Raw genomic sequence first — 18,201 nt, forward strand, 5'->3', positions numbered from 1 at the left:
TCCCGGCTTAGCGGAGACCCATTTGCCGTGCCCAACGCAACCTTCGAGACGCTGCCCAGCGCCACACCCGTGGCAGCCAACATTCGCGACGACATCCTCGCCAGCCCCGGCTTCGGCCAGTACTTCAGCGATCATATGGCCCACGTACGCTGGACGGCCGAGTCCGGCTGGCACGGCCATGAAGTACGCCCCTACGGCCCGTTGACCCTCGACCCGGCGGCCGCCGTACTGCACTACGGCCAGGAGATCTTCGAAGGCATCAAGGCCTACCGACACGCCGACGGCTCGGTATGGTCGTTCCGCCCGGAGAAGAACGCCGAGCGTTTCCGCCGCAGCGCCCGCCGGTTGGCGCTGCCCGAACTCAGCGACGAAGACTTCGTCGGCTCGCTCAAGGCCCTGCTCGCCCGAGACCACGCCTGGGTGCCGACACCCAGCAGCGAAGCCGACGAATCGAGCCTCTACCTGCGCCCGTTCATGATCGCCAGCGAGAAGTTCCTTGGCGTGCGACCGGCCAAGGAAGTCGACTACTACGTGATCGCCTCCCCCGCTGGCGCCTACTTCAAGGGCGGCATAGCCCCGGTGTCGATCTGGCTCTCCTCCCACTACAAGCGCGCCGCGCCCGGCGGCACCGGCTTCGCCAAGTGCGGCGGCAACTACGCCGCCTCGCTGGCTGCCCAGAAGGAAGCCGAGAAGCACGGCTGTGGCCAGGTCGCCTTCCTCGACGCTGCCGAGAACAAGTGGGTCGAGGAACTGGGCGGCATGAACCTGTTCTTCGTCTACAAGGACGGCCGCCTGGTCACGCCGCGCCTGACCGACACCATCCTCGAGGGCGTGACCCGCGACTCGGTGCTCACCCTCGGCCGCGACGAAGGGTTCACCGCGGAAGAGCGTGCCATCAGCATCGACGAGTGGCGCGAGGGCGTGGCCTCCGGCGATATCACCGAGGTCTTCGCCTGCGGTACCGCCGCGGTGATCACCCCGGTGGGTCAGTTGATCAGCGAAGACGACACCATTCGCATGCCCGACGAAGGCAACGAAGTGGCCAAGCGCCTGCGCGCCAAGCTGCTCGACCTGCAGTACGGCCGTGCGGAAGATACACATGGCTGGTTGACGCGCCTGGTGTAACGGCGAAGGCGCCGCGATGGGCCCGCTGCCGCGAGTCCGTTGCTACCACGGCTATTCCCACCGAGGCGAGGGGCGCCGAAGGGCAGGCCGACGCGGAGGTCCTACGCCAGGGATGGCGTCGGTAGCGTACAGGGATGTATTCATAGCGCCTCCGCGAAGGCCTGCCCCGAGGGAAAGCCCCGGGCAGACTCTAATGACGCAAGTAGATTTCTACATCCTCCCCGACACCACACTGGAAGCGCGCCTCGGCTTCGCCTGCCGGCTGGCCGAGACCATTACCGGCAAGGGCTATCGGCTGCACCTGCACGCCGAGGACGAGGCCATGGCCACCGACCTCGACGAGCGGCTTTGGACCTTTCGCCCCGAGGCCTACCTGCCCCATGCCCTGCTCGGCAGCGACATGGCCGACAGTGTGGCGGTGACCATCGGCTGGGAACAGCCGCCCGAACCGAATCCCGAGGCCCCCATGGCGCTGCTCAACCTCGACCCGGGCATCCCCGAGTGGTTCTCGCGCTTCGAGCGCGTCGCCGAGATCATCAACCAGCACCAGCAAGTGCTCGTCGCCAAGCGCGAGTGCTGGCAGACCTACAAGCAGCGCGGCTATCCCGTGAAGGCACATCAGCTACGCGGCTGAGCCCTCAAGGCGCCAAAGCGAGGGGCGCCAGGAGTGGCCAGACCCGTTCGCGCAACAAATAGCTGGAACCTGAAGCGCACGCACCGACAAGCATGGGGGAGTCGCCTTTCTCGTCCCACAGTCGACGGTGTATCCATTGATAGCCTAACGGCAGAAGCGGTGGCCCCGGCGTTCCACAGTTCCTTGTCCACGTCGGGGCTCAGTTCCCCCTGGGGCATATCCTGCCTATGCGGCGTAGTCAAGCCATCCTTGAGCAGGCCGACTTCCAGATGGTGACGGAACAGGCGCAGCATCCGCTCGTCGCGAATGTAGCGCGCGTGACCTGTGCCATCAGCAGTTTCTGGTTCACCTGATTGAAGAAGACTTCCAAGAAACCCTCAGCGTCGCGGTACGCTGAGGGTGGATAGTGAAAATTATTGCTAATCTGCCGCGGCGAACTTCTGTATGTGGTTCTGCTCGCGATGCTCGGCTTGCCAAAGATCATAATTTGCCTGCATAGCAAGCCAATGGCGAGCCTCTCCGATACCACCGTGCTCAAGCCTTACAGCAAAGTCTGAGGAAATACCGGCATGTTCATGGAGGACGCGCGATACTGCGTTACGAGACATGCCCATTTTTTCAGAAAACTCAGTGACATTCAGCCCCAGCGCCGGCACTACACGTCGGCGCAGCAAGCGTCCTGGGTGCGGCGGGTTCTTCATCGTCATAGCTCTGTTCTCTCGTTTTCTCAATTCTAAAATTTTCTATATTCCAATACACAATTTAAGCAAATGTTGTTCTGCAAACATCAATCGCTTTCTATGAGCGCCTTCTTCTCGGTAGCCCTTGATATCCGTACCGAGCCGGATATCAAGGATCGCCGCCTATCAATGGTAGTCTTCGTAATCCACTTGGTCTGCATCTTCGCCGTCAAAAGTGAATGTAACCACCCAGTTACCGTTAACGTGTACCGAATAGAAGCCCTTCCGATTGCCGGTTAACTCATGGAAATCCATGCCCGGCAGATTCATCTGCTGTGGGTGGGATGCTGAGTCCAGCGCTCCCAAGATATCTTCCAAGTCTTCTACATGATTCGGTTGCACCCCCTGACGTTGCCCCTTGTCATAGAGCCTTTTCAGGCCCTTGTGTTTGATTTTCTTTATCATCGCATCGTACCGCCTCCCTCGCTGTTGAATTGACCTCTAGTGTATCGCGTAACGTGTCACGAGTCAAATTCATGTTTGCTGAATCCAGCGTCATCTGACCCGGCTGACGCCCACGCCCTACTCGCGCTATAATCGAGCCCATTTTCCACACGCTTTCGACGACTTCCCGCCGCCCGGCCCCACGACCGGCGGCGATCATTTCTGGACCCGGAACGCCCCATGGACAAGACCTACCAACCCGAGCAGATCGAATCCCGCTGGTACGAACGCTGGGAGGCCGACGGCCGCTTCGCCCCCTCGGGCGAGGGCGAACCCTACTCGATCATGATCCCGCCGCCCAACGTCACCGGCAGCCTGCACATGGGCCACGCGTTCCAGGACACCATCATGGACACGCTGATCCGCTGGCGGCGCATGCAAGGCAACAACACCTTGTGGCAGGTCGGCACCGACCACGCCGGTATTGCCACCCAGATGCTGGTGGAGCGCAAGGTCGCCGCCGAAGAGGGCAAGAGCCGCCACGACCTGGGCCGCGACGCCTTCATCGACAAGGTATGGGAGTGGAAGCACGAATCCGGCGGCCACATCACCCGCCAGCTGCGCCGCATGGGCGCCAGCGTTGATTGGTCGCGCGAACGATTCACCATGGACGACGGCTTCTACAAGGCGGTGCAGGAAGTCTTCGTGCGGCTCTATGAAGAGAACCTGATCTATCGCGGCAAGCGCCTGGTCAACTGGGACCCGACCCTGCACACCGCGATCTCCGACCTCGAGGTGGAGAACCGCGACCAGCAGGGCAGCTTCTGGCACTTCCGCTACCCGCTGGCCGACGGCGTCACCACCGACGCGGGCCTCGGCTACCTGGTCGTCGCCACCACCCGTCCCGAGACGATGCTGGGCGACACCGGTGTGGCGGTCAATCCCGAGGACCCGCGCTACGCCTCGCTGGCGGGCAAGTTCATCGAACTGCCCCTGGTCGGCCGCCGCATCCCCATCGTCGCCGACGAGCACGCCGACATGGAGAAGGGCTCGGGCTGCGTGAAGATCACCCCGGCCCACGACTTCAACGACTACGAAGTCGGCCGCCGCCAACATCTTCCGCTGATCAACGTCTTCACCCAGGACGCGGCGATCCTGCCCCAGGCCGAAGCCTTCGATATCCAGGGCCGCCCGCTGCCCGACATCGACCCCAGCCTGCCCCAGGCCTACGCCGGGCTCGACCGCTTCGAGGCGCGCAAGCAGATCGTCGCCGACATGGAGGCCGCCGGCCTGCTGGAGCAGATCGAGACGGTCAACAATACCCTGCCCTTTGGCGACCGCTCTGGCGACGTCATCGAGCCGCTGCTCACGGATCAATGGTTCGTCGCCGTGGAGAGCCTGGCCAAGCCCGCCATCGCCGCGGTGGAGAACGGCGACATCCAGTTCGTGCCCAAGAACTACGAGAACATGTACTTCTCGTGGATGCGCGACCTGCAGGACTGGTGCATCTCCCGCCAGCTGTGGTGGGGCCACCGCATTCCCGCCTGGTACGACGCCGAGGGCAACGTCTATGTCGCCCGCACCGAGGCCGAGGCCCGCGAAAAGCATGGCCTGAGTGACGACATCGTTCTGACACAAGATGAAGACGTGCTCGACACCTGGTTCAGTTCGGGCCTGTGGACCTTCGGCACCCTGGGCTGGCCGGAGAAGACCCCGGAGCTGGCGACCTTCCACCCCTCCAGCGTGCTGGTCACCGGCTTCGACATCATCTTCTTCTGGGTCGCGCGGATGATCATGCTGACCCTCAAGTTCACCGGCGAGGTGCCGTTCAAGACCGTCTACGTGCACGGCCTGGTGCGCGACGGCCAGGGCCAGAAGATGTCCAAGTCGAAGGGCAACGTGCTCGACCCCATCGACCTGATCGACGGCATCCAGCTCGACACGTTGCTGGAGAAGCGCACCGGCAACATGATGCAGCCGCAGAAGGCCAAGGCCATCGCCAAGGCCACCCGCGACGAATTCCCCGAGGGCATCGAGCCCCACGGCACCGATGCGCTGCGCTTCACCTTCCTCTCCCAGGCGACCACCGGGCGCGACATCAAGTTCGACATGGGCCGTCTCGACGGCTACCGCAACTTCTGCAACAAGCTGTGGAACGCCTCGCGCTACGTGCTGATGAACGCCGAGGGCCAGGACTGCGGTGCGCAAGGTGGCGAGGTCGAGTTGTCGCTGGCCGACCGCTGGATCGTCTCGCGCCTGCAGCAGACCGAGGCCCAGGTGACCAAGGCGATGGAGGAGTTCCGCTTCGACCACGCCTCCCAGGCACTCTACGAGTTCGTCTGGAACGAGTACTGCGACTGGTACCTGGAACTCTCCAAGCCGGTACTGTGGGACGACGGCGCCAGCGAGGCGGCCAAGCGCGGCACCCGCCGCACCCTGGTACGTGTGCTGGAAGCCATCCTGCGCCTGGCCCACCCGATGATGCCGTTCATCTCCGAGGAGATCTGGCAGCGCGTGGCACCGCTGGCAGGCAAGGCAACGGGCGACGGCGCTGAGTCGATCATGAACCAGCCGTGGCCCATGGCCGAGCAGGAGAAGATCGACGAGCAGGCGACCCGCGACATCGAATGGCTCAAGGGCGTGATCGTGGCGGTGCGCAACGTTCGCGCCGAGATGAACATCGCTCCCGGCAAGCCACTCGAGGTGCTGCTGACCAAGGGTGCTCCGGCGGATCGCGAGCGTCTGGAGGCCAACCGGCCCTTCCTGGCCAAGCTGGCCAAGCTCGAGAGCGCCATCTGGCTCGACGACCCGAGCGAGGCACCGCTTTCGGCCACTCAGCTGGTCGGCGACATGGAGGTGCTGGTGCCGATGGCCGACCTGATCGACAAGGAGGCGGAGCTCGCCCGCCTGGCCAAGGAGATCGACAAGCAGGACAAGCTGATTGGCGGCATCGAGAAGAAACTCGGCAACGAGAGCTTCGTCGCCAAGGCGCCGGAAGCGGTGGTCGAGAAGGAGCGCGGCAAGCTCAAGGAGTACCAGGCCGCCCGCGGTGTGCTGGTCGAGCAGCGCGACAAGATCGCTGCGCTCTGAACAGCGGCCCGACACCGCCGCCAGGAGACGACACGAATGCCTCGGGATGAAAGCACCATGGCCGGCCATAGCCAAGGCTTGACGCTCGAGGCGATCCGGCCGCTGTTCCCGCTGCTCGAGCGCAACAGCGCCGGGGCGATCCTGGTCGACGAGGCGAGCCGTCTCATCTGGATCAATGCCTGCTACTGCCGGCTGCTGGGCATCGCCGATCCGGCCAGCGTCATCGGTCGCCCGGTCAACGCGGTGATCCCTCATACCCGCATGCCCGAGGTGGTGCGTAGCGGCCGCCCCATCCTGCTCGATATCATGGAGTACCAGTCCCGCCAACTGGTGGTCACGCGGCTGCCGCTGCACGACCCGGACAGCGGACGGGTCAACGGCGCGGTGGCCTTCATCGTGTTCGACGACCTGGAGCCCCTGGCACCCTTGCTCGGCAAGTACCGTCGCCTGCAGCACGACCTGGCGGCGGCCAGGCGCGCCCTGGCCCGACGCGGCTCGCGCTACGAGCTGGCCGACTTCGTCGGCGCCAGTCCCACGGTACTCGAGGTCAAGCGCCGTGCCCGGCTGGCCGCCGCCCGGGTCACACCGGTGCTGCTGCTGGGCGAGACCGGCACCGGCAAGGAGGTGCTGGCGCAAGCCATTCACGGCGACTCCCCGCGCGGCACCCAGCCTTTCGTTGCCGTCAACGTGGCCGCAGTGCCCGAGAACCTGCTGGAGGCGGAGTTCTTTGGCGTCGCGCCGGGGGCCTATACCGGCGCCGACAAGCGCACCCGCCAGGGCAAGTTCCAGCTCGCCGACGGCGGCACGCTGTTCCTCGACGAGGTCGGCGACATGCCGCTGGCGCTGCAGGCCAAACTGCTGCGCGCCCTGCAGGAAGGCGAGGTGGAGCCGCTGGGTTCCAACGAGATCAAGCGCATCGACGTGCGCGTGATCGCCGCCACCAGCCGCGACCTGGAGGCCATGGTCGCCGAGGGCAGCTTCCGTTCCGATCTCTACTATCGGCTCAACGTGCTGCGCATCCAGGTGCCCCCGCTACGCGAACGGCTCGCCGACCTGGGAATACTGTGCGAGACGATTCTCGGCCGGATCGCAGCGGAGAGCGGCGAACCCCGTGCCGAGATCACCGCCGAGGCCGTCGCGCTGCTGCAGCGGCACGACTGGCCGGGCAACATCCGCGAGCTGCGCAATGTGCTCGAACAGACCCTGGCCCTGAGCGAAGCCTGCAGCGTCATCGACGTGCCGGAGCTGCGTGCTGCCCTGCCCCACTCTACCCAGGCAATGCACTTATCGGCACCGACCGCCACCGTCCGTCCGCTAGCCGACGTGGTCGTCGAAGCCGAGCGCACGGCGCTGATGAATGCCCTCGATGCCTGCGGCGGCAACAAGTCGCGTGCGGCACGCCTGCTGGGCATCCCCCGTTCTGTCCTCTACGCCAAGCTGGAACGACTGTCCTGAATTCAGGACATATGACTGGATTCCGGACAAATTCCTCTTCGACCAAGGTCGAAAATTGTCCGTTCTGCCAGACACTTGCTTTTACCCTTCCTCCCCAACTCCCATCCAACCACCTGTTTAATATCATTTTTATTTAAATGGCATGAAGTCTGCACTACGAAGGGGCATGCGCCGCCAAGCGGTGCTCAGGTCGCTTCGCAGGGCGACCTCCAAGACGTCCAACCGCCAGCACGAACAGGCGTTGTACCGACAATAAATCCATAAGGAGCCTTCATGTCGTCCATTCCCGCTTTCGCCACTCGCTTTCGTCCACTCACCCTTGGCGTTGCCGCTGCCGCCCTGCTGGCAGGAGCCGCGGGCGCCAATACCGCCGAAGCCCAGGAACGCGTACGCTGGCAGGTGCCCATCGCCTTCCCCTCGCATCTGGTCGGCCTGAGTACGCCGGTACGCTTCCTCAGCGAATCGCTGGAGCAGGCTTCCGGCGGCAACATCAACCTGCGCTACTACGAGCCGGGCGAGCTGATCCCGCCGTTCGAGATTCTCGATGCCGTCTCCGAAGGCCGCTACGACGCCGGCTTCACCTGGGTCGGCTACGACCAGGGCAGCATTCCCGCCCTGCCGCTGTTCGCCGGTGCACCGTTCGGCATGGAACCGCCCGCCTACCTGGCCTGGCACTATTTCGGCGGTGGCGCGGAACTGCTCGAGGAGATCTACGAGGACTACAACGTCCAGCCGCTGCTATGCAGCATGATCGGCCCGGAAGCGGCGGGCTGGTTCGCCGAGCCGCTGGAAGACCTCGACCAGATCGACGGTCTGCGCATTCGCTTCGCCGGCATCGGCGGCCGCGTGATGGAGCGCCTGGGCGCTTCGGTGACCATGATCCCCGGCGGCGAGCTCTACCAGGCCATGGAACGCGGCACCATCGATGCCATGGAATTCTCCGCCCCGGCGGTGGATCGCATCCTCGGCATGCAGGAGATCGTGCAGAACTACGTGCTGCCGGGCTGGCACCAGACCTTCACTACCGCCCACCTGCTGATCAACAAGGACAGCTGGGAGGCGCTGGAACCGCAGACCCAGGCGATGATCGACATGGGCTGTCGCGCCGCCACGCTGTATGGCTACTCCGAGAGCGAAATGGAGAACCCCAAGGCGCTGCGTGACTTCGAGGACGAAGGCGTGAATGCCCAGGTGCTCTCCGACGAGATTCTCGGCGAACTGCGCCGCGTCACCAACGAAGTACAGGCCGAAATCGCCGCGGAGGACGAGATGTTCGGTCGCGTACTCGAGAGTCAGCGCGAGTTCATGAAGGTGCATGGCAACTGGCACGTCAAGGGCCACCTGCCGCGCTCCTACTACGCCCCGGAGAATCTCGAGGACTGATCAAGCGGTATTGCGCTAGCCGTGCTGATCTGGCCGCCGCCCACAGGCGGCGGCCGACCGACTTCTTCATCCCTCGGAGTTACCCATGAGCAACAATGACTCGGCGACCCCAGCGCCGGAGGGACACTCCGCGCCAGAGCTGCCCACCAACCGCCTGAGCTATCGCCTCGACATGGCCATGCTGCTGTTCGGCCGGGCCATTTCCTGGCTGTGGCTGGCCACTCTGGCGGTGGTCCTGACCAACGTGGTCAATCGTTTCATCCTCGGCCGCGGCTCGATCGCCGTGGAAGAGCTTTCCTGGCACCTGTTCGGCGCCACCATGATTCTCACCCTGGCCTACGCCGTGGTCAGCGATGATCACGTGCGCGTCGACGTGATCCGCGAGAAATTCTCGCTGCGCACCCAGGCCTGGATCGAATTACTGGGCATTGCACTGCTGGCACTGCCGATCCTCTACCTGATGGCGGAGCAACTGTACCAGTACGGCTTCCGCTCCTTCGAGCGCGGCGAGCGCTCCCAGGCCCCCAGCGGACTGCCCTATCGCTTCATCATCAAGACCCTGATTCCCATCGGCCTGACGCTGGTGGCCGTGGCGCTGTTCTCCCGGGCGCTGCGCTGCACCACGCTGCTGTTCGGTTTCCCCAGGCGCATTCACAAGACGACTCCACGGCAATAGTCGCCGCGCGATTCACCCGGAATACGCCACGTTCACCTAGCGAGATCGACTATGGGACTGGAACAATTTCTCGTGCTGGCGATGTTCGCCAGCTTCATGGGCCTGCTGCTGCTGGGCTTCCCCGTGGCCTGGTCGCTGGCCGGCGTCGGCTTCGTCTTCGCCGTCATCGGCCACGTGCTGGTGGAATTCATCGGCGCCGACCTGTGGTTCTCCTGGGGCGGTACCATCGGCGTGCTGGACCGGCGCATCTACGGTATCGTCGCCAACGAGCTGATGGTGGCGCTGCCGCTGTTCATCTTCATGGGCATCATGCTCGACCGCTCCGGTATCGCCGAGCGATTGATGAACTCGCTGGTGCGCGTGCTCGGCGGCCTACGCGGTGGCTACGCGATCACCGTGGTGATCGTCGGCGTGCTGCTGGCCGCCTCCACCGGCATCGTCGGCGCCTCGGTGGTGCTGCTCGGCATGCTCTCGCTGGGGCCGATGATGCGCGCCCAGTACAACAAGTCGCTGGCCGTCGGCACCGCCTGCTCGGTGGGCACCTTGGGCATCCTGGTGCCCCCCAGCATCATGCTGGTGCTGATGGCCGACCGCATGGGCACCTCCGACGCCTCTGTCGGTCGGTTGTTCATGGCCGCACTGATCCCCGGCGTGATGCTGGGCGTGATGTACATCGCCTACATCCTGATCGCCGCTTACCTGAACAAGGACCTGGCCCCGGCACCCAAGGATCGCAAGCCGCTCGATGCCAGGGCCTTCCTGCAGGTATTCATTGCGGTGCTGCCGCCGCTGGGGCTGATCCTGGCAGTACTCGGCTCGATCTTCACCGGCTTTGCCACCACCACCGAGGCCTCGGCGGTGGGCGCACTGGGCGCCCTGTTGCTGGCCCTGTGCAATCGCCGGCTGAACCTGACGACCCTGCGCCAGGCGCTCTACCAGACCAGTCGTACCACGGCGTTCATCTTCGCCATCTTCATCGGTGCCACGGTGTTCGCGGCCGTGCTGCGCGGCCTGGGCGGCGACGACGTGGTGCGTTTCGCCCTTACCGGCCTGCCCTTCTCGGAAACCGGTATCGTGCTGACCATCCTGCTGGTGGTGTTCCTGCTCGGCTTCTTCCTCGACTGGGTCGAGATCACCCTGATCATCCTGCCGCTGGTGGCACCGGTGGTAATGAGCCTCGGCGTCGACCCGCTGTGGTTCGCCATGCTCTTCGCCATCTGCCTGCAGACCTCGTTCCTGACGCCGCCGGTGGGCTTTGCGCTGTTCTACATCAAGGGCGTGTGCCCGCCGGGCATCACCACCCGCGATATCTATCTCGGTGTGGCGCCATTCGTGGCGATACAGCTGCTGGGGCTCATGCTGGTGTTCTTCTACGCCCCGCTGGCGACCTGGCTACCGAACGAGATCTATGGCGGACGCTGATCCGCTTGAACGGAGACGAGATATGCAACTGATCGACAAGAGCGCCCTGATTACCGGAGCCGCGGGCGGCATCGGCCGCGCCATCGCCGAGCGCTACGCCAGGGAGGGCGCCCGGGTCGCCGTGGCCGACCTCGACCTGGACGCTGCCGAGGCGACCGTGGAAAGCATTCGCCAAGGTGGCGGCCAGGCCATGGCGCTGGCCATGGACGTGACCGATGAAGAGGCAGTCAACACCGGCGTGGAGCGCATGGTCGCCGAGTGGGGCGGCCTGGATATCGCTGTGGCCAACGCCGGTATCCAGCATATCGAGCCGCTGCACACCCTCTCCTTCGCCGACTGGCGCAAGGTGATAGCGGTGCATCTGGACGGCGCCTTCCTGGTCACCAGCGCGGCCCTGCGCCAGATGTACCAGCAGCACAGCGGCTGCATGATCTACATGGGCTCGGTGCACAGCAAGCTCGCCTCGCCGCTCAAGGCCCCCTACGTGGCCGCCAAGCATGGCCTGCTGGGCCTGTGTCGCACCGTGGCCAAGGAGGGCGCAGCCCATGGCGTGCGCAGTAACCTGATCTGCCCCGGCTTCGTGCGCACGCCGCTGGTGGATCGCCAGATACCCGAGCAGGCAAAGGCGCTGGGCATCTCCGAAGAGGCGGTGATACGCGACGTGATGCTCAAGGATACCGTCGACGGTGAATTCACCACGCTGGGGGACATCGCCGAGGTGGCGCTGCACCTGGCCGCCTTCCCCACGGCGGCGCTTACCGGCCAGTCGGTGGTGGCCAGTCACGGCTGGTACATGCAATAGGGAAACACTGCACAAATGCCTGCGCGAGAGAATCGCTCGTCAATTTGTGCAGCGCTTCCTAAGCCAATAGAGACAATTAGGGAACGCTGTTCTGCAACACGCCTTTCACATAGAATGAGGGCATCGATCACCAACCCGCGCCGATGCCCTCATGCCTCACACTCAACCAACCTTCGCTCTCGGCCGTATCCTGCTCTTCAATCTGCTGGGAGCTTTCCTGGTATGGACCTGGCTCTCGCCCGGCCTGATGTTCTGGACCGAGCTGGACGATGCGGTATTTTTTGCCACCAATGGCTGGCTGACCGAGGACAACGAAGCCTGGGTGCTGTTCGTGGCCGCCGTCAACAATCGCCTGTTCGACGTGGCGAGCCTGCTGATCCTGCTGGCGCTCTACCTGTGGGCCATGAGCCGCGACGACCACGGCCAGTACCGCCTGCTGCGCTGGGGCGGTATCGGCATCACCATGCTGCTTTCGGCGGTGTTCATCGCCCAGGGGGTGCGCATGGTGGTGCCTTACACTCACCCAAGTCCGACCATGGTGTACGAGAACGTCAACCTGGTCACGCAGATGGTCGACTTCTCGACCAAGGATAGCTCCGGCAGCAGCTTTCCGGGTGACCATGGCATCAACCTGTTCTTGTTCACTGCCTTCATGTGGCGTTTCGCCGGGCTGCGTGTCGCTCTGGTCAGCGCGCTGTTCGCGGTGCTGCTCAGCGCCCCGCGCATTCTCAGCGGCGCCCACTGGTTCAGCGACGTCTTCTTCGCCGCCGTGGCGATCAACCTGATCGTCACACCGTGGATCCTGCTCACGCCGGTGGGTCCCGGGCTGGCTCGGGCACTCACCGCGGGGCTGATCAAGCTGCGAAATGTGTTGCCAAGCCGTTAGGAAAGTCGCTTGCCTACTTCTCCGTAGGTGACAAAGCACGGCCTTGGCCGCGCTTTGTCACTACATCAATTCGCCTTGCGCCAGCCGCCCAGCACTCGCTGGTCCGGCCCGAAGAACACCAGCCGGTCGTGGTCGATCAGAAAGCGGTAGGCGTTCTCCATCATCCCGGTGATGCGCCGGGCATCCTCGAGCTGTGGGCAGCCCCGGCGGGTAGTGGCCAGCTCGCTGAACTGGATGCGGTTGCCCTCGTCGAGGTTCACCCGGCCATTGAGCTGATTGCAGCCGTCGCTGCCAGCCACACGGCCGTCAGGCGACACGATGAAATGCGGCGTCTCGGGCATCGAAAGCCGCTCATCGGTGCCTACCAGCAGCAGGTTCCAGCGCTGCCCCACCACTGGATGATCGCTCGAGGCACGGGGTTGGTCTTGTCGAGCCGGCTCAGTGGGCTTGCCGCCACACGCGGCCAGGGTCATGGCCACCAGTGCCAACAGCAGTACACGGCCAGAGCGAGACTTGTTCATGGAGAGATTCGTTCCTTATTCTCGTCGCGGGTTCTTACCAGGAGCCGGTGTTCGGCATTGAGGCCCAGGGCTCCCTGGCCGGCAGCGGATCGCCCTTCTGCAGCAGTTCGATCGAGATGCCGTCCGGGCTGCGCACGAAGGCCATGTGGCCATCGCGCGGCGGCCGGTTGATGGTCACCCCGCCCGCCTGCAACTTTTCACAGAGCGCGTAGATATCGTCGACCCGATAGGCCAGGTGACCGAAGTTGCGCCCACCGCCGTACTCTTCAGGATCCCAGTTGTAGGTCAGCTCGAGTTCCGGCGCCTTGAGATCGGCGGAACGCGACTCGTCCTCGGGTGCGGCGAGAAAAACCAAGGTGAAACGTCCCTTCTCGTTCTCCTTGCGCCTCACTTCCTTCAGCCCCAGCAAGTCGCAGTAGAAGCGCAGCGACGCATCCAGGTCGCTGACACGCACCATGGTGTGCAGGTACTGCATATGTCACTCCTTGTCGTTCCCTTGAAGAATCGCTATTCGAATAGCGGCGCTGGGTTGCGCACCATCTCGCGCGGCAATCGAACGGCGCTTCTCAAGGCTCATGGTTCCGGATGAGTATACTCATTGAAGATCGCCGGTGTCCGGTCCTCGTGGCGCCAGGTCAGCACCGCATAGTCGTCGTAGCGCCCCGTCTCCATGCCCGGCGAACCGTGGGGCATGCCAGGCACCGTCAGCCCCACCACATCGGGCTTCTCTTCCAGCAGCCGCTTGATGTCGGCGCCAGGGACGTGGCCCTCGATCACGTAGCCCTCGACCAGCGCCGTGTGACAGGAGGAAAGCTCCGGCGTAACGCCGTGCTCGATCTTCACCGCGCGCATGTCGCGGGTCTTGTGCTGGCGAACGTCGAAGCCCTCTTGTCTGAGATGATCGGCCCAGTCGGTGCAGCAGCCGCAGTTGGGGTCCTGGTACATCTCGACCACGGGGCCAGCCAGGGAATCGGTACCTGGGGCAAGGGTGAAATACAGCGCCAGCAGCCCCCCGGCCACAGCGGAGAGTGCCGTTGCCTTCCGGGTCTTGCGGTTTGCGGGTAGGATCTTCATATCAGCAGCTCCTGAAGCGTTGCAACGCCATGCTGTGGCATCGTGACAAGCCGCCGTTGGCTTGCCAATACCTCCCGAGGGAAGAGAGCGGAAATGTCGCATTATTGTGATCTGGCCCCGGGCCACCCCTGGCATGGCCCCTACCATGAGGACGAGTACGGCTTCCCGGTCGAGGACGACACGGCGCTGTTCGAACGTCTCGTGCTGGAGATCAACCAGGCCGGCCTGTCGTGGCTGACGGTGTTGAAGAAGCGCGATGCGTTCCGGCGAGCCTTTGACAACTTCGACGTCGATCGGGTTGCGGCCTTCGACGACGCCGACCGTGAGCGCCTGCTCGGCGATGCCGGCATCATCCGCAACCGGCTCAAGGTCGAGGCGGCGATACACAACGCCGGGGTGATCCAGACGCTGCGTGAGGAGCATGGCAGCTTTGCGGTCTGGCTCGACCAGCACCACCCACTGCCACTGGCCGACTGGGTCAAGCTGTTCCGCCGCACCTTCCGCTTCACCGGCCCGGAGATCGTTGGCGAATTTCTCATGAGCACCGGCTACCTGCCAGGTGCACACCGCGACGACTGCCCCGTCCACCAGCGTATTCTGGCAATCGGCCCGGCCTGGAATAGGGTCTAAGCCGCAGTCTCATTTATCGAAAGGAGCCGAGCCAGATGGATACCCTGACGCAGGCAGCGCTGGGAGCGGCGGTGGGTGGCACCGTGCTTGGCCGGCGCCTGGGACGCAAGGCGGTGTTGATCGGCGCGGCGCTGGGCACCCTGCCCGACCTCGACGTTTTCCTCGATTACGGCGATGCGGTGGCCAATATCACCGAGCACCGCGGCTTCAGCCACTCGCTGTTCGTGCTGACGGGTCTCGGCACGCTGCTGGCGCTGCTCGCCCGGCACTTCGCCCCGGCTCGCGACATTTCCTTCGGGCGCTGGTGGGCTTACTTCGTACTCTGCCTGGTCACCCATCCCCTGCTCGACGTGCTGACCACCTATGGCACCCAGATCTGGTGGCCATTGGATGTACGCCCCAGTGCCTGGCCGGTGGTATTCATCATCGATCCGCTCTACACCCTACCGCTACTGGTGGGCATCGGCTTTGCCATGGCCACTGGCAATGGATTGCGCGGCCCCGCCTGGGGCTTGGGGCTCTCCTGTGCCTACCTGGCCTTCGCCATGGCCGCCAAGGGTGTCGTGGAATACCGCCTTGCCCCGCTGCTGGCCGAGCGCGGCCTGCAGGAAGCACCGCGGCTGGTGCAACCTACCCCGTTCAACACGCTACTGTGGCGGGTGACGATCATCGATGGCGATCGTCATCATGAAACCCTGGTGGGGCTGCTGGATGGTGGCCGGGCACCGGTCGTGGAAACCTTCAGCCGTGGCGCTGAACTCGAGCCCATTGCCCTTGCGCTGGAGAAGGGCCGGCGACTGGACTGGTTCGCCGGGCCTTACCTGCGCTACGAGGCGCTCGAAATGAACGGCAGGGAAACCTTGGTCGCTACCGACCTGCGCCTGGGTTTCCCGGGCTTCTTTGCCTTCAGCTACGCCTTGGCGGTACGCGATGAGGAGGCATGGCAGCCGCTGGAAGTCACCGAGCGGGTCGCGCCCGATTCTCGTGCCGGCCTGGAGACGCTGGGCCAGTTGGGGGCAAGAATTCTCACCCCCGAGGCTACGCTCTGCACCAGTGACTTCGTTGCCGACCGCTGGATCGAATACGTGCCCGAGGCCTGCTGAGCCTTACAATCCGTCGACCAGTCCGTCGATGGCCTGCCGGGCTTCCTTGAGCGCTGCCTCGCGATGCCCGTCGCCCATGGCGAGCCCCTCGGCATAGATCACCGACACGTCGTTGATGCCGATCATGCCCAGCATCGCCTTGAGGTGCGGCGTCTGGCTGTCGAGTTCGGTGCCGGCATACTGTCCGCCACGGGCGGCCAGGATCACGGCGCGCTTGCCCGTCACCAGCCCCTCGGGGCCCTGCTCGGTATAGCGGAAGGTGGTGCCGGCACGCATCACCCGGTCGAACCAGGCCTTGAGCTGGGACGGAATGCCGAAGTTGTACATCGGCACCGCCAGCACCAGCACGTCATGGGCCAGCAGTTCTTCGATCAAGCTGTCGGAACGCTGCGCCAGCATCTGTTGCTCGGCGGAACGCGCTTCGTCCGCGACCTGCCAGCTGGAGAGTTCCTCCAGGCCCAGATGCGGCAGCGACTCGGTCGCCAGGTCGCGATGAGTGACAGCGATATCGTCGCGCCCGACGACCCGCTCGCGAAGATGACCGGCCAAGGCGTTGGATTGGCCATGCTCGCCGAGAATGGATGAGGTAACGAGAAGAATACGAGTAGCCATGACGATCTCCCTAGATGGGTTCGGTGTTGATCGCCATGTTACGTGTATTTTTTCACACTAAAAGCGCATAGTTTCGCACCCGTCATTCGAAAAATACGAAAATATATCACAGCAAAAGGCCCCGCCTATCGGCAGGGCCAAACGCGTATCACTGGCCTGGGTGGATCAGCTGAAGTTCTGGGCGACGAAGTCCCAGTTCAGCACGCTCCATACATTCTCGAGATACTTGGGGCGCGCGTTGCGGTAGTCGATGTAGTAGGCGTGCTCCCACACGTCGATGGTCAGCAGCGGGGTCTGGCCATGGGCGATCGGGGTGTCGGCGTTGCTGGTGTTGACGATGTCGACGTCACCCTTTTCAGTCTTGATCAGCCATGTCCAGCCGGCGCCGAAGTTGGCCACGGCGTTGGCGTTGAAGGCTTCCTTGAACTTGGCAAAGGAGCCGAACTTGGCATTGATCGCCTCGGCCAGTGCGCCGGTCGGCTCGCCGCCACCGTTGGGAGCGAGGCAGTGCCAGTAGAAGGTGTGGTTCCACACCTGGGCGGCCTGATTGAACAGGCCGCCGGAGGAGGACTTGATGATCTCCTCCAGCGACTTGTCGGCGTTGTCGGTACCTTCGATCAGCTCGTTGAGCTTGGTGACGTAGGCCTGGTGGTGCTTGCCGTAATGATACTCGAGGGTCTCGGCGGAGATGTGCGGCTCGAGGGCGTTCTTCTCATAGGGCAGTGCAGGCAGTTCGAATGCCATTGTTGTGGCTCCTTGCTATTCACGGTGGTGTGGCGGGGCTCGTCCAAGGCAAATCCGATGGCTCCCGGCTTGCCTTGGTTCTGGCCAGCGCGAGGCGCTGCATCCATCGCATCACGGGGTAGGGCTAAGGGGCGATGCCTTGACCACAGCCCCGATATGTTTCTCCATTCATCGTCAGCGTGACCCGGGCCGGAAACGGCTCGCCGCTCATGTCGTCGAAGCAGGCCCGCGCTTCCAGGCGCAGCTCGAAGGGCTGGTCGGTCTGGGCGCCGACGAGAGTGACCCGGCCATTGGCGTTGTCCATCCCGGTGACGCGATAGGGCAACGTCATTTCCCGCGCGCCGTAGTCGAGCACCAGCGTCAGTTCGGGCGTGTCATGAGCCAAATTGACGTTCCAGCCCGGCTCGTTGCCGCGCCCATGGAACATGACGCCGGGCCGCTGCTCGCGAGTCAGCGCCGGGCGCGCCATGGCGGCGCTGCACTCCAGCTGGCCGTTGGCGCTCTCGACCACGGCATCCCCGCCCTTGTTCCAGAAACTCAGGTCGCCCTGCTGATAGCGCGCGCCGCTGGCCACCACCGCGGGTGTCAAGCGATAGGCGCCGTGTGCCGACCATAGCCGCAGTTCGCGCTCGCCGAAGGCCGTCACCAGATCCTGCTGTGGCGTGCAGCGCCAGGCCTCGAAGCGCTCGGCACCGCCGGGGAAAAGCGATGAAGGCATCAGCGGCGCCGTGCTGGTCACCTTGCCAGTGGGCCGCGGCCCGTCGACGGGAGCGGCGACACAGCCACCCAGCAACAGTGAGCCAGCGACGAGCAGCGCCGGGCGAAGGGAAAACGTAAAGCGAAGCGTCATGGCGGTTCCTTGGACGAATCGAACCGGCACAGCATAACAGGCACCGGCCCCATGCGGCCCGGTGCCTATT

19 protein-coding genes are annotated in these 18,201 nt (G+C 64.2%); 11 read left to right on the top strand and 8 right to left on the bottom strand.

Annotated elements, in window-relative coordinates; all coding sequences use genetic code 11:
• Positions 1-27: 27 nt before the first annotated feature.
• On the top strand, positions 28-1,125 hold the full coding sequence (locus ACUY1T_RS18240) for a branched-chain amino acid aminotransferase (protein ID WP_446025003.1): 1,098 nt from the start codon (positions 28-30) through the stop codon (positions 1,123-1,125).
• Between the two features lie 193 nt (positions 1,126-1,318).
• Positions 1,319-1,759: a DNA polymerase III subunit chi gene (locus tag ACUY1T_RS18245; RefSeq protein WP_446025004.1), complete on the top strand. Its 441-nt coding sequence runs from the start codon at positions 1,319-1,321 to the stop codon at positions 1,757-1,759.
• Positions 1,760-2,178: 419 nt separating this feature from the next.
• On the opposite strand, the gene ACUY1T_RS18250 is transcribed toward ACUY1T_RS18245, so the two are convergent.
• Together ACUY1T_RS18250 and ACUY1T_RS18255 are read right to left on the bottom strand one after the other, a co-directional pair.
• Positions 2,179-2,466 (bottom strand): HigA family addiction module antitoxin, encoded by a 288-nt coding sequence (locus ACUY1T_RS18250; RefSeq protein WP_446025005.1) that lies wholly within the window; start codon positions 2,464-2,466, stop codon positions 2,179-2,181.
• 159 nt (positions 2,467-2,625) lie between these two features.
• A complete protein-coding gene (locus ACUY1T_RS18255; protein WP_446025006.1) occupies positions 2,626-2,904 on the bottom strand; it encodes a type II toxin-antitoxin system RelE/ParE family toxin in 279 nt (92 codons plus the stop codon).
• A 219-nt stretch (positions 2,905-3,123) separates the two neighbouring features.
• Between ACUY1T_RS18255 and ACUY1T_RS18260 the strand changes: the two genes are divergently transcribed.
• The 7 genes from ACUY1T_RS18260 (at position 3,124) to ACUY1T_RS18290 (ending at position 12,597) form a co-directional block, all read left to right on the top strand.
• Entirely contained in the window at positions 3,124-5,973 is a 2,850-nt protein-coding gene (locus ACUY1T_RS18260; protein WP_446025007.1) for a valine--tRNA ligase, read from the top strand.
• A 36-nt stretch (positions 5,974-6,009) separates the two neighbouring features.
• The gene (locus tag ACUY1T_RS18265) at positions 6,010-7,428 is read left to right on the top strand and encodes a sigma-54 interaction domain-containing protein (protein ID WP_446025008.1); all 1,419 of its coding nucleotides are present in this window, start codon (positions 6,010-6,012) and stop codon (positions 7,426-7,428) included.
• Positions 7,429-7,701: 273 nt separating this feature from the next.
• Complete coding sequence (locus ACUY1T_RS18270) at positions 7,702-8,811, top strand: TRAP transporter substrate-binding protein (protein WP_446025009.1); 1,110 nt, start codon at positions 7,702-7,704, stop codon at positions 8,809-8,811.
• Positions 8,812-8,896: 85 nt separating this feature from the next.
• A complete protein-coding gene (locus ACUY1T_RS18275) occupies positions 8,897-9,487 on the top strand; it encodes a TRAP transporter small permease subunit (RefSeq protein WP_446025010.1) in 591 nt (196 codons plus the stop codon).
• 51 nt (positions 9,488-9,538) lie between these two features.
• Positions 9,539-10,909, top strand: a complete 1,371-nt coding sequence (locus ACUY1T_RS18280; protein WP_446025011.1) for a TRAP transporter large permease — start codon at positions 9,539-9,541, stop codon at positions 10,907-10,909.
• A gap of 22 nt (positions 10,910-10,931) precedes the next feature.
• Entirely contained in the window at positions 10,932-11,711 is a 780-nt protein-coding gene (locus ACUY1T_RS18285; protein WP_446025012.1) for a 3-hydroxybutyrate dehydrogenase, read from the top strand.
• Positions 11,712-11,862: 151 nt separating this feature from the next.
• Positions 11,863-12,597, top strand: a complete 735-nt coding sequence (locus tag ACUY1T_RS18290) for a phosphatase PAP2 family protein (RefSeq protein ID WP_446025013.1) — start codon at positions 11,863-11,865, stop codon at positions 12,595-12,597.
• Between the two features lie 65 nt (positions 12,598-12,662).
• On the opposite strand, the gene ACUY1T_RS18295 is transcribed toward ACUY1T_RS18290, so the two are convergent.
• From ACUY1T_RS18295 to ACUY1T_RS18305, 3 genes are all read right to left on the bottom strand, one after another.
• Positions 12,663-13,118: an META domain-containing protein gene (locus ACUY1T_RS18295; RefSeq protein ID WP_446025014.1), complete on the bottom strand. Its 456-nt coding sequence runs from the start codon at positions 13,116-13,118 to the stop codon at positions 12,663-12,665.
• Between the two features lie 34 nt (positions 13,119-13,152).
• Positions 13,153-13,593 (bottom strand): lactoylglutathione lyase, encoded by a 441-nt coding sequence (gloA, locus tag ACUY1T_RS18300; protein WP_446025015.1) that lies wholly within the window; start codon positions 13,591-13,593, stop codon positions 13,153-13,155.
• 98 nt (positions 13,594-13,691) lie between these two features.
• The gene (locus ACUY1T_RS18305; protein ID WP_446025016.1) at positions 13,692-14,192 is read right to left on the bottom strand and encodes a DUF411 domain-containing protein; all 501 of its coding nucleotides are present in this window, start codon (positions 14,190-14,192) and stop codon (positions 13,692-13,694) included.
• A gap of 93 nt (positions 14,193-14,285) precedes the next feature.
• On the opposite strand from ACUY1T_RS18305, the gene ACUY1T_RS18310 reads away from it, so the two are divergent.
• On the top strand, positions 14,286-14,822 hold the full coding sequence (locus tag ACUY1T_RS18310) for a DNA-3-methyladenine glycosylase I (RefSeq protein ID WP_446025017.1): 537 nt from the start codon (positions 14,286-14,288) through the stop codon (positions 14,820-14,822).
• A gap of 35 nt (positions 14,823-14,857) precedes the next feature.
• On the top strand, positions 14,858-15,925 hold the full coding sequence (locus ACUY1T_RS18315; protein ID WP_446025018.1) for a metal-dependent hydrolase: 1,068 nt from the start codon (positions 14,858-14,860) through the stop codon (positions 15,923-15,925).
• Positions 15,926-15,928: 3 nt separating this feature from the next.
• Here ACUY1T_RS18315 and ACUY1T_RS18320 read toward each other — a convergent pair whose 3' ends face one another.
• The 3 genes from ACUY1T_RS18320 to ACUY1T_RS18330 all read right to left on the bottom strand — a co-directional run bounded on the left by ACUY1T_RS18320 (position 15,929) and on the right by ACUY1T_RS18330 (position 18,131).
• The gene (locus ACUY1T_RS18320) at positions 15,929-16,537 is read right to left on the bottom strand and encodes an FMN-dependent NADH-azoreductase (RefSeq protein ID WP_446025019.1); all 609 of its coding nucleotides are present in this window, start codon (positions 16,535-16,537) and stop codon (positions 15,929-15,931) included.
• 165 nt (positions 16,538-16,702) lie between these two features.
• Positions 16,703-17,281, bottom strand: coding sequence for a superoxide dismutase (locus tag ACUY1T_RS18325; protein ID WP_446025020.1), 579 nt, complete (start codon positions 17,279-17,281; stop codon positions 16,703-16,705).
• 124 nt (positions 17,282-17,405) lie between these two features.
• The gene (locus tag ACUY1T_RS18330; protein WP_446025021.1) at positions 17,406-18,131 is read right to left on the bottom strand and encodes an MliC family protein; all 726 of its coding nucleotides are present in this window, start codon (positions 18,129-18,131) and stop codon (positions 17,406-17,408) included.
• Between the last annotated feature and the right edge of the window lie 70 nt (positions 18,132-18,201).

The sequence above is a fragment of the Billgrantia sp. Q4P2 genome, assembly GCF_052806135.1.

Excerpts from the sequence above, each read along its gene's own strand:
- ACUY1T_RS18275 (WP_446025010.1), top strand. The coding sequence starts at position 8,897 with ATGAGCAACAATGACTCGGCGACCCCAGCGCCGGAGGGACACTCCGCG.
- gloA (WP_446025015.1), bottom strand. The coding sequence starts at position 13,593 with ATGCAGTACCTGCACACCATGGTGCGTGTCAGCGACCTGGATGCGTCG.
- ACUY1T_RS18325 (WP_446025020.1), bottom strand. The coding sequence starts at position 17,281 with ATGGCATTCGAACTGCCTGCACTGCCCTATGAGAAGAACGCCCTCGAG.
- ACUY1T_RS18250 (WP_446025005.1), bottom strand. The coding sequence starts at position 2,466 with ATGACGATGAAGAACCCGCCGCACCCAGGACGCTTGCTGCGCCGACGT.
- ACUY1T_RS18270 (WP_446025009.1), top strand. The coding sequence starts at position 7,702 with ATGTCGTCCATTCCCGCTTTCGCCACTCGCTTTCGTCCACTCACCCTT.
- ACUY1T_RS18295 (WP_446025014.1), bottom strand. The coding sequence starts at position 13,118 with ATGAACAAGTCTCGCTCTGGCCGTGTACTGCTGTTGGCACTGGTGGCC.
- ACUY1T_RS18260 (WP_446025007.1), top strand. The coding sequence starts at position 3,124 with ATGGACAAGACCTACCAACCCGAGCAGATCGAATCCCGCTGGTACGAA.
- ACUY1T_RS18330 (WP_446025021.1), bottom strand. The coding sequence starts at position 18,131 with ATGACGCTTCGCTTTACGTTTTCCCTTCGCCCGGCGCTGCTCGTCGCT.
- ACUY1T_RS18280 (WP_446025011.1), top strand. The coding sequence starts at position 9,539 with ATGGGACTGGAACAATTTCTCGTGCTGGCGATGTTCGCCAGCTTCATG.
- ACUY1T_RS18315 (WP_446025018.1), top strand. The coding sequence starts at position 14,858 with ATGGATACCCTGACGCAGGCAGCGCTGGGAGCGGCGGTGGGTGGCACC.
- ACUY1T_RS18265 (WP_446025008.1), top strand. The coding sequence starts at position 6,010 with ATGCCTCGGGATGAAAGCACCATGGCCGGCCATAGCCAAGGCTTGACG.
- ACUY1T_RS18245 (WP_446025004.1), top strand. The coding sequence starts at position 1,319 with ATGACGCAAGTAGATTTCTACATCCTCCCCGACACCACACTGGAAGCG.
- ACUY1T_RS18285 (WP_446025012.1), top strand. The coding sequence starts at position 10,932 with ATGCAACTGATCGACAAGAGCGCCCTGATTACCGGAGCCGCGGGCGGC.
- ACUY1T_RS18310 (WP_446025017.1), top strand. The coding sequence starts at position 14,286 with ATGTCGCATTATTGTGATCTGGCCCCGGGCCACCCCTGGCATGGCCCC.
- ACUY1T_RS18305 (WP_446025016.1), bottom strand. The coding sequence starts at position 14,192 with ATGAAGATCCTACCCGCAAACCGCAAGACCCGGAAGGCAACGGCACTC.
- ACUY1T_RS18290 (WP_446025013.1), top strand. The coding sequence starts at position 11,863 with ATGCCTCACACTCAACCAACCTTCGCTCTCGGCCGTATCCTGCTCTTC.
- ACUY1T_RS18320 (WP_446025019.1), bottom strand. The coding sequence starts at position 16,537 with ATGGCTACTCGTATTCTTCTCGTTACCTCATCCATTCTCGGCGAGCAT.
- ACUY1T_RS18255 (WP_446025006.1), bottom strand. The coding sequence starts at position 2,904 with ATGATAAAGAAAATCAAACACAAGGGCCTGAAAAGGCTCTATGACAAG.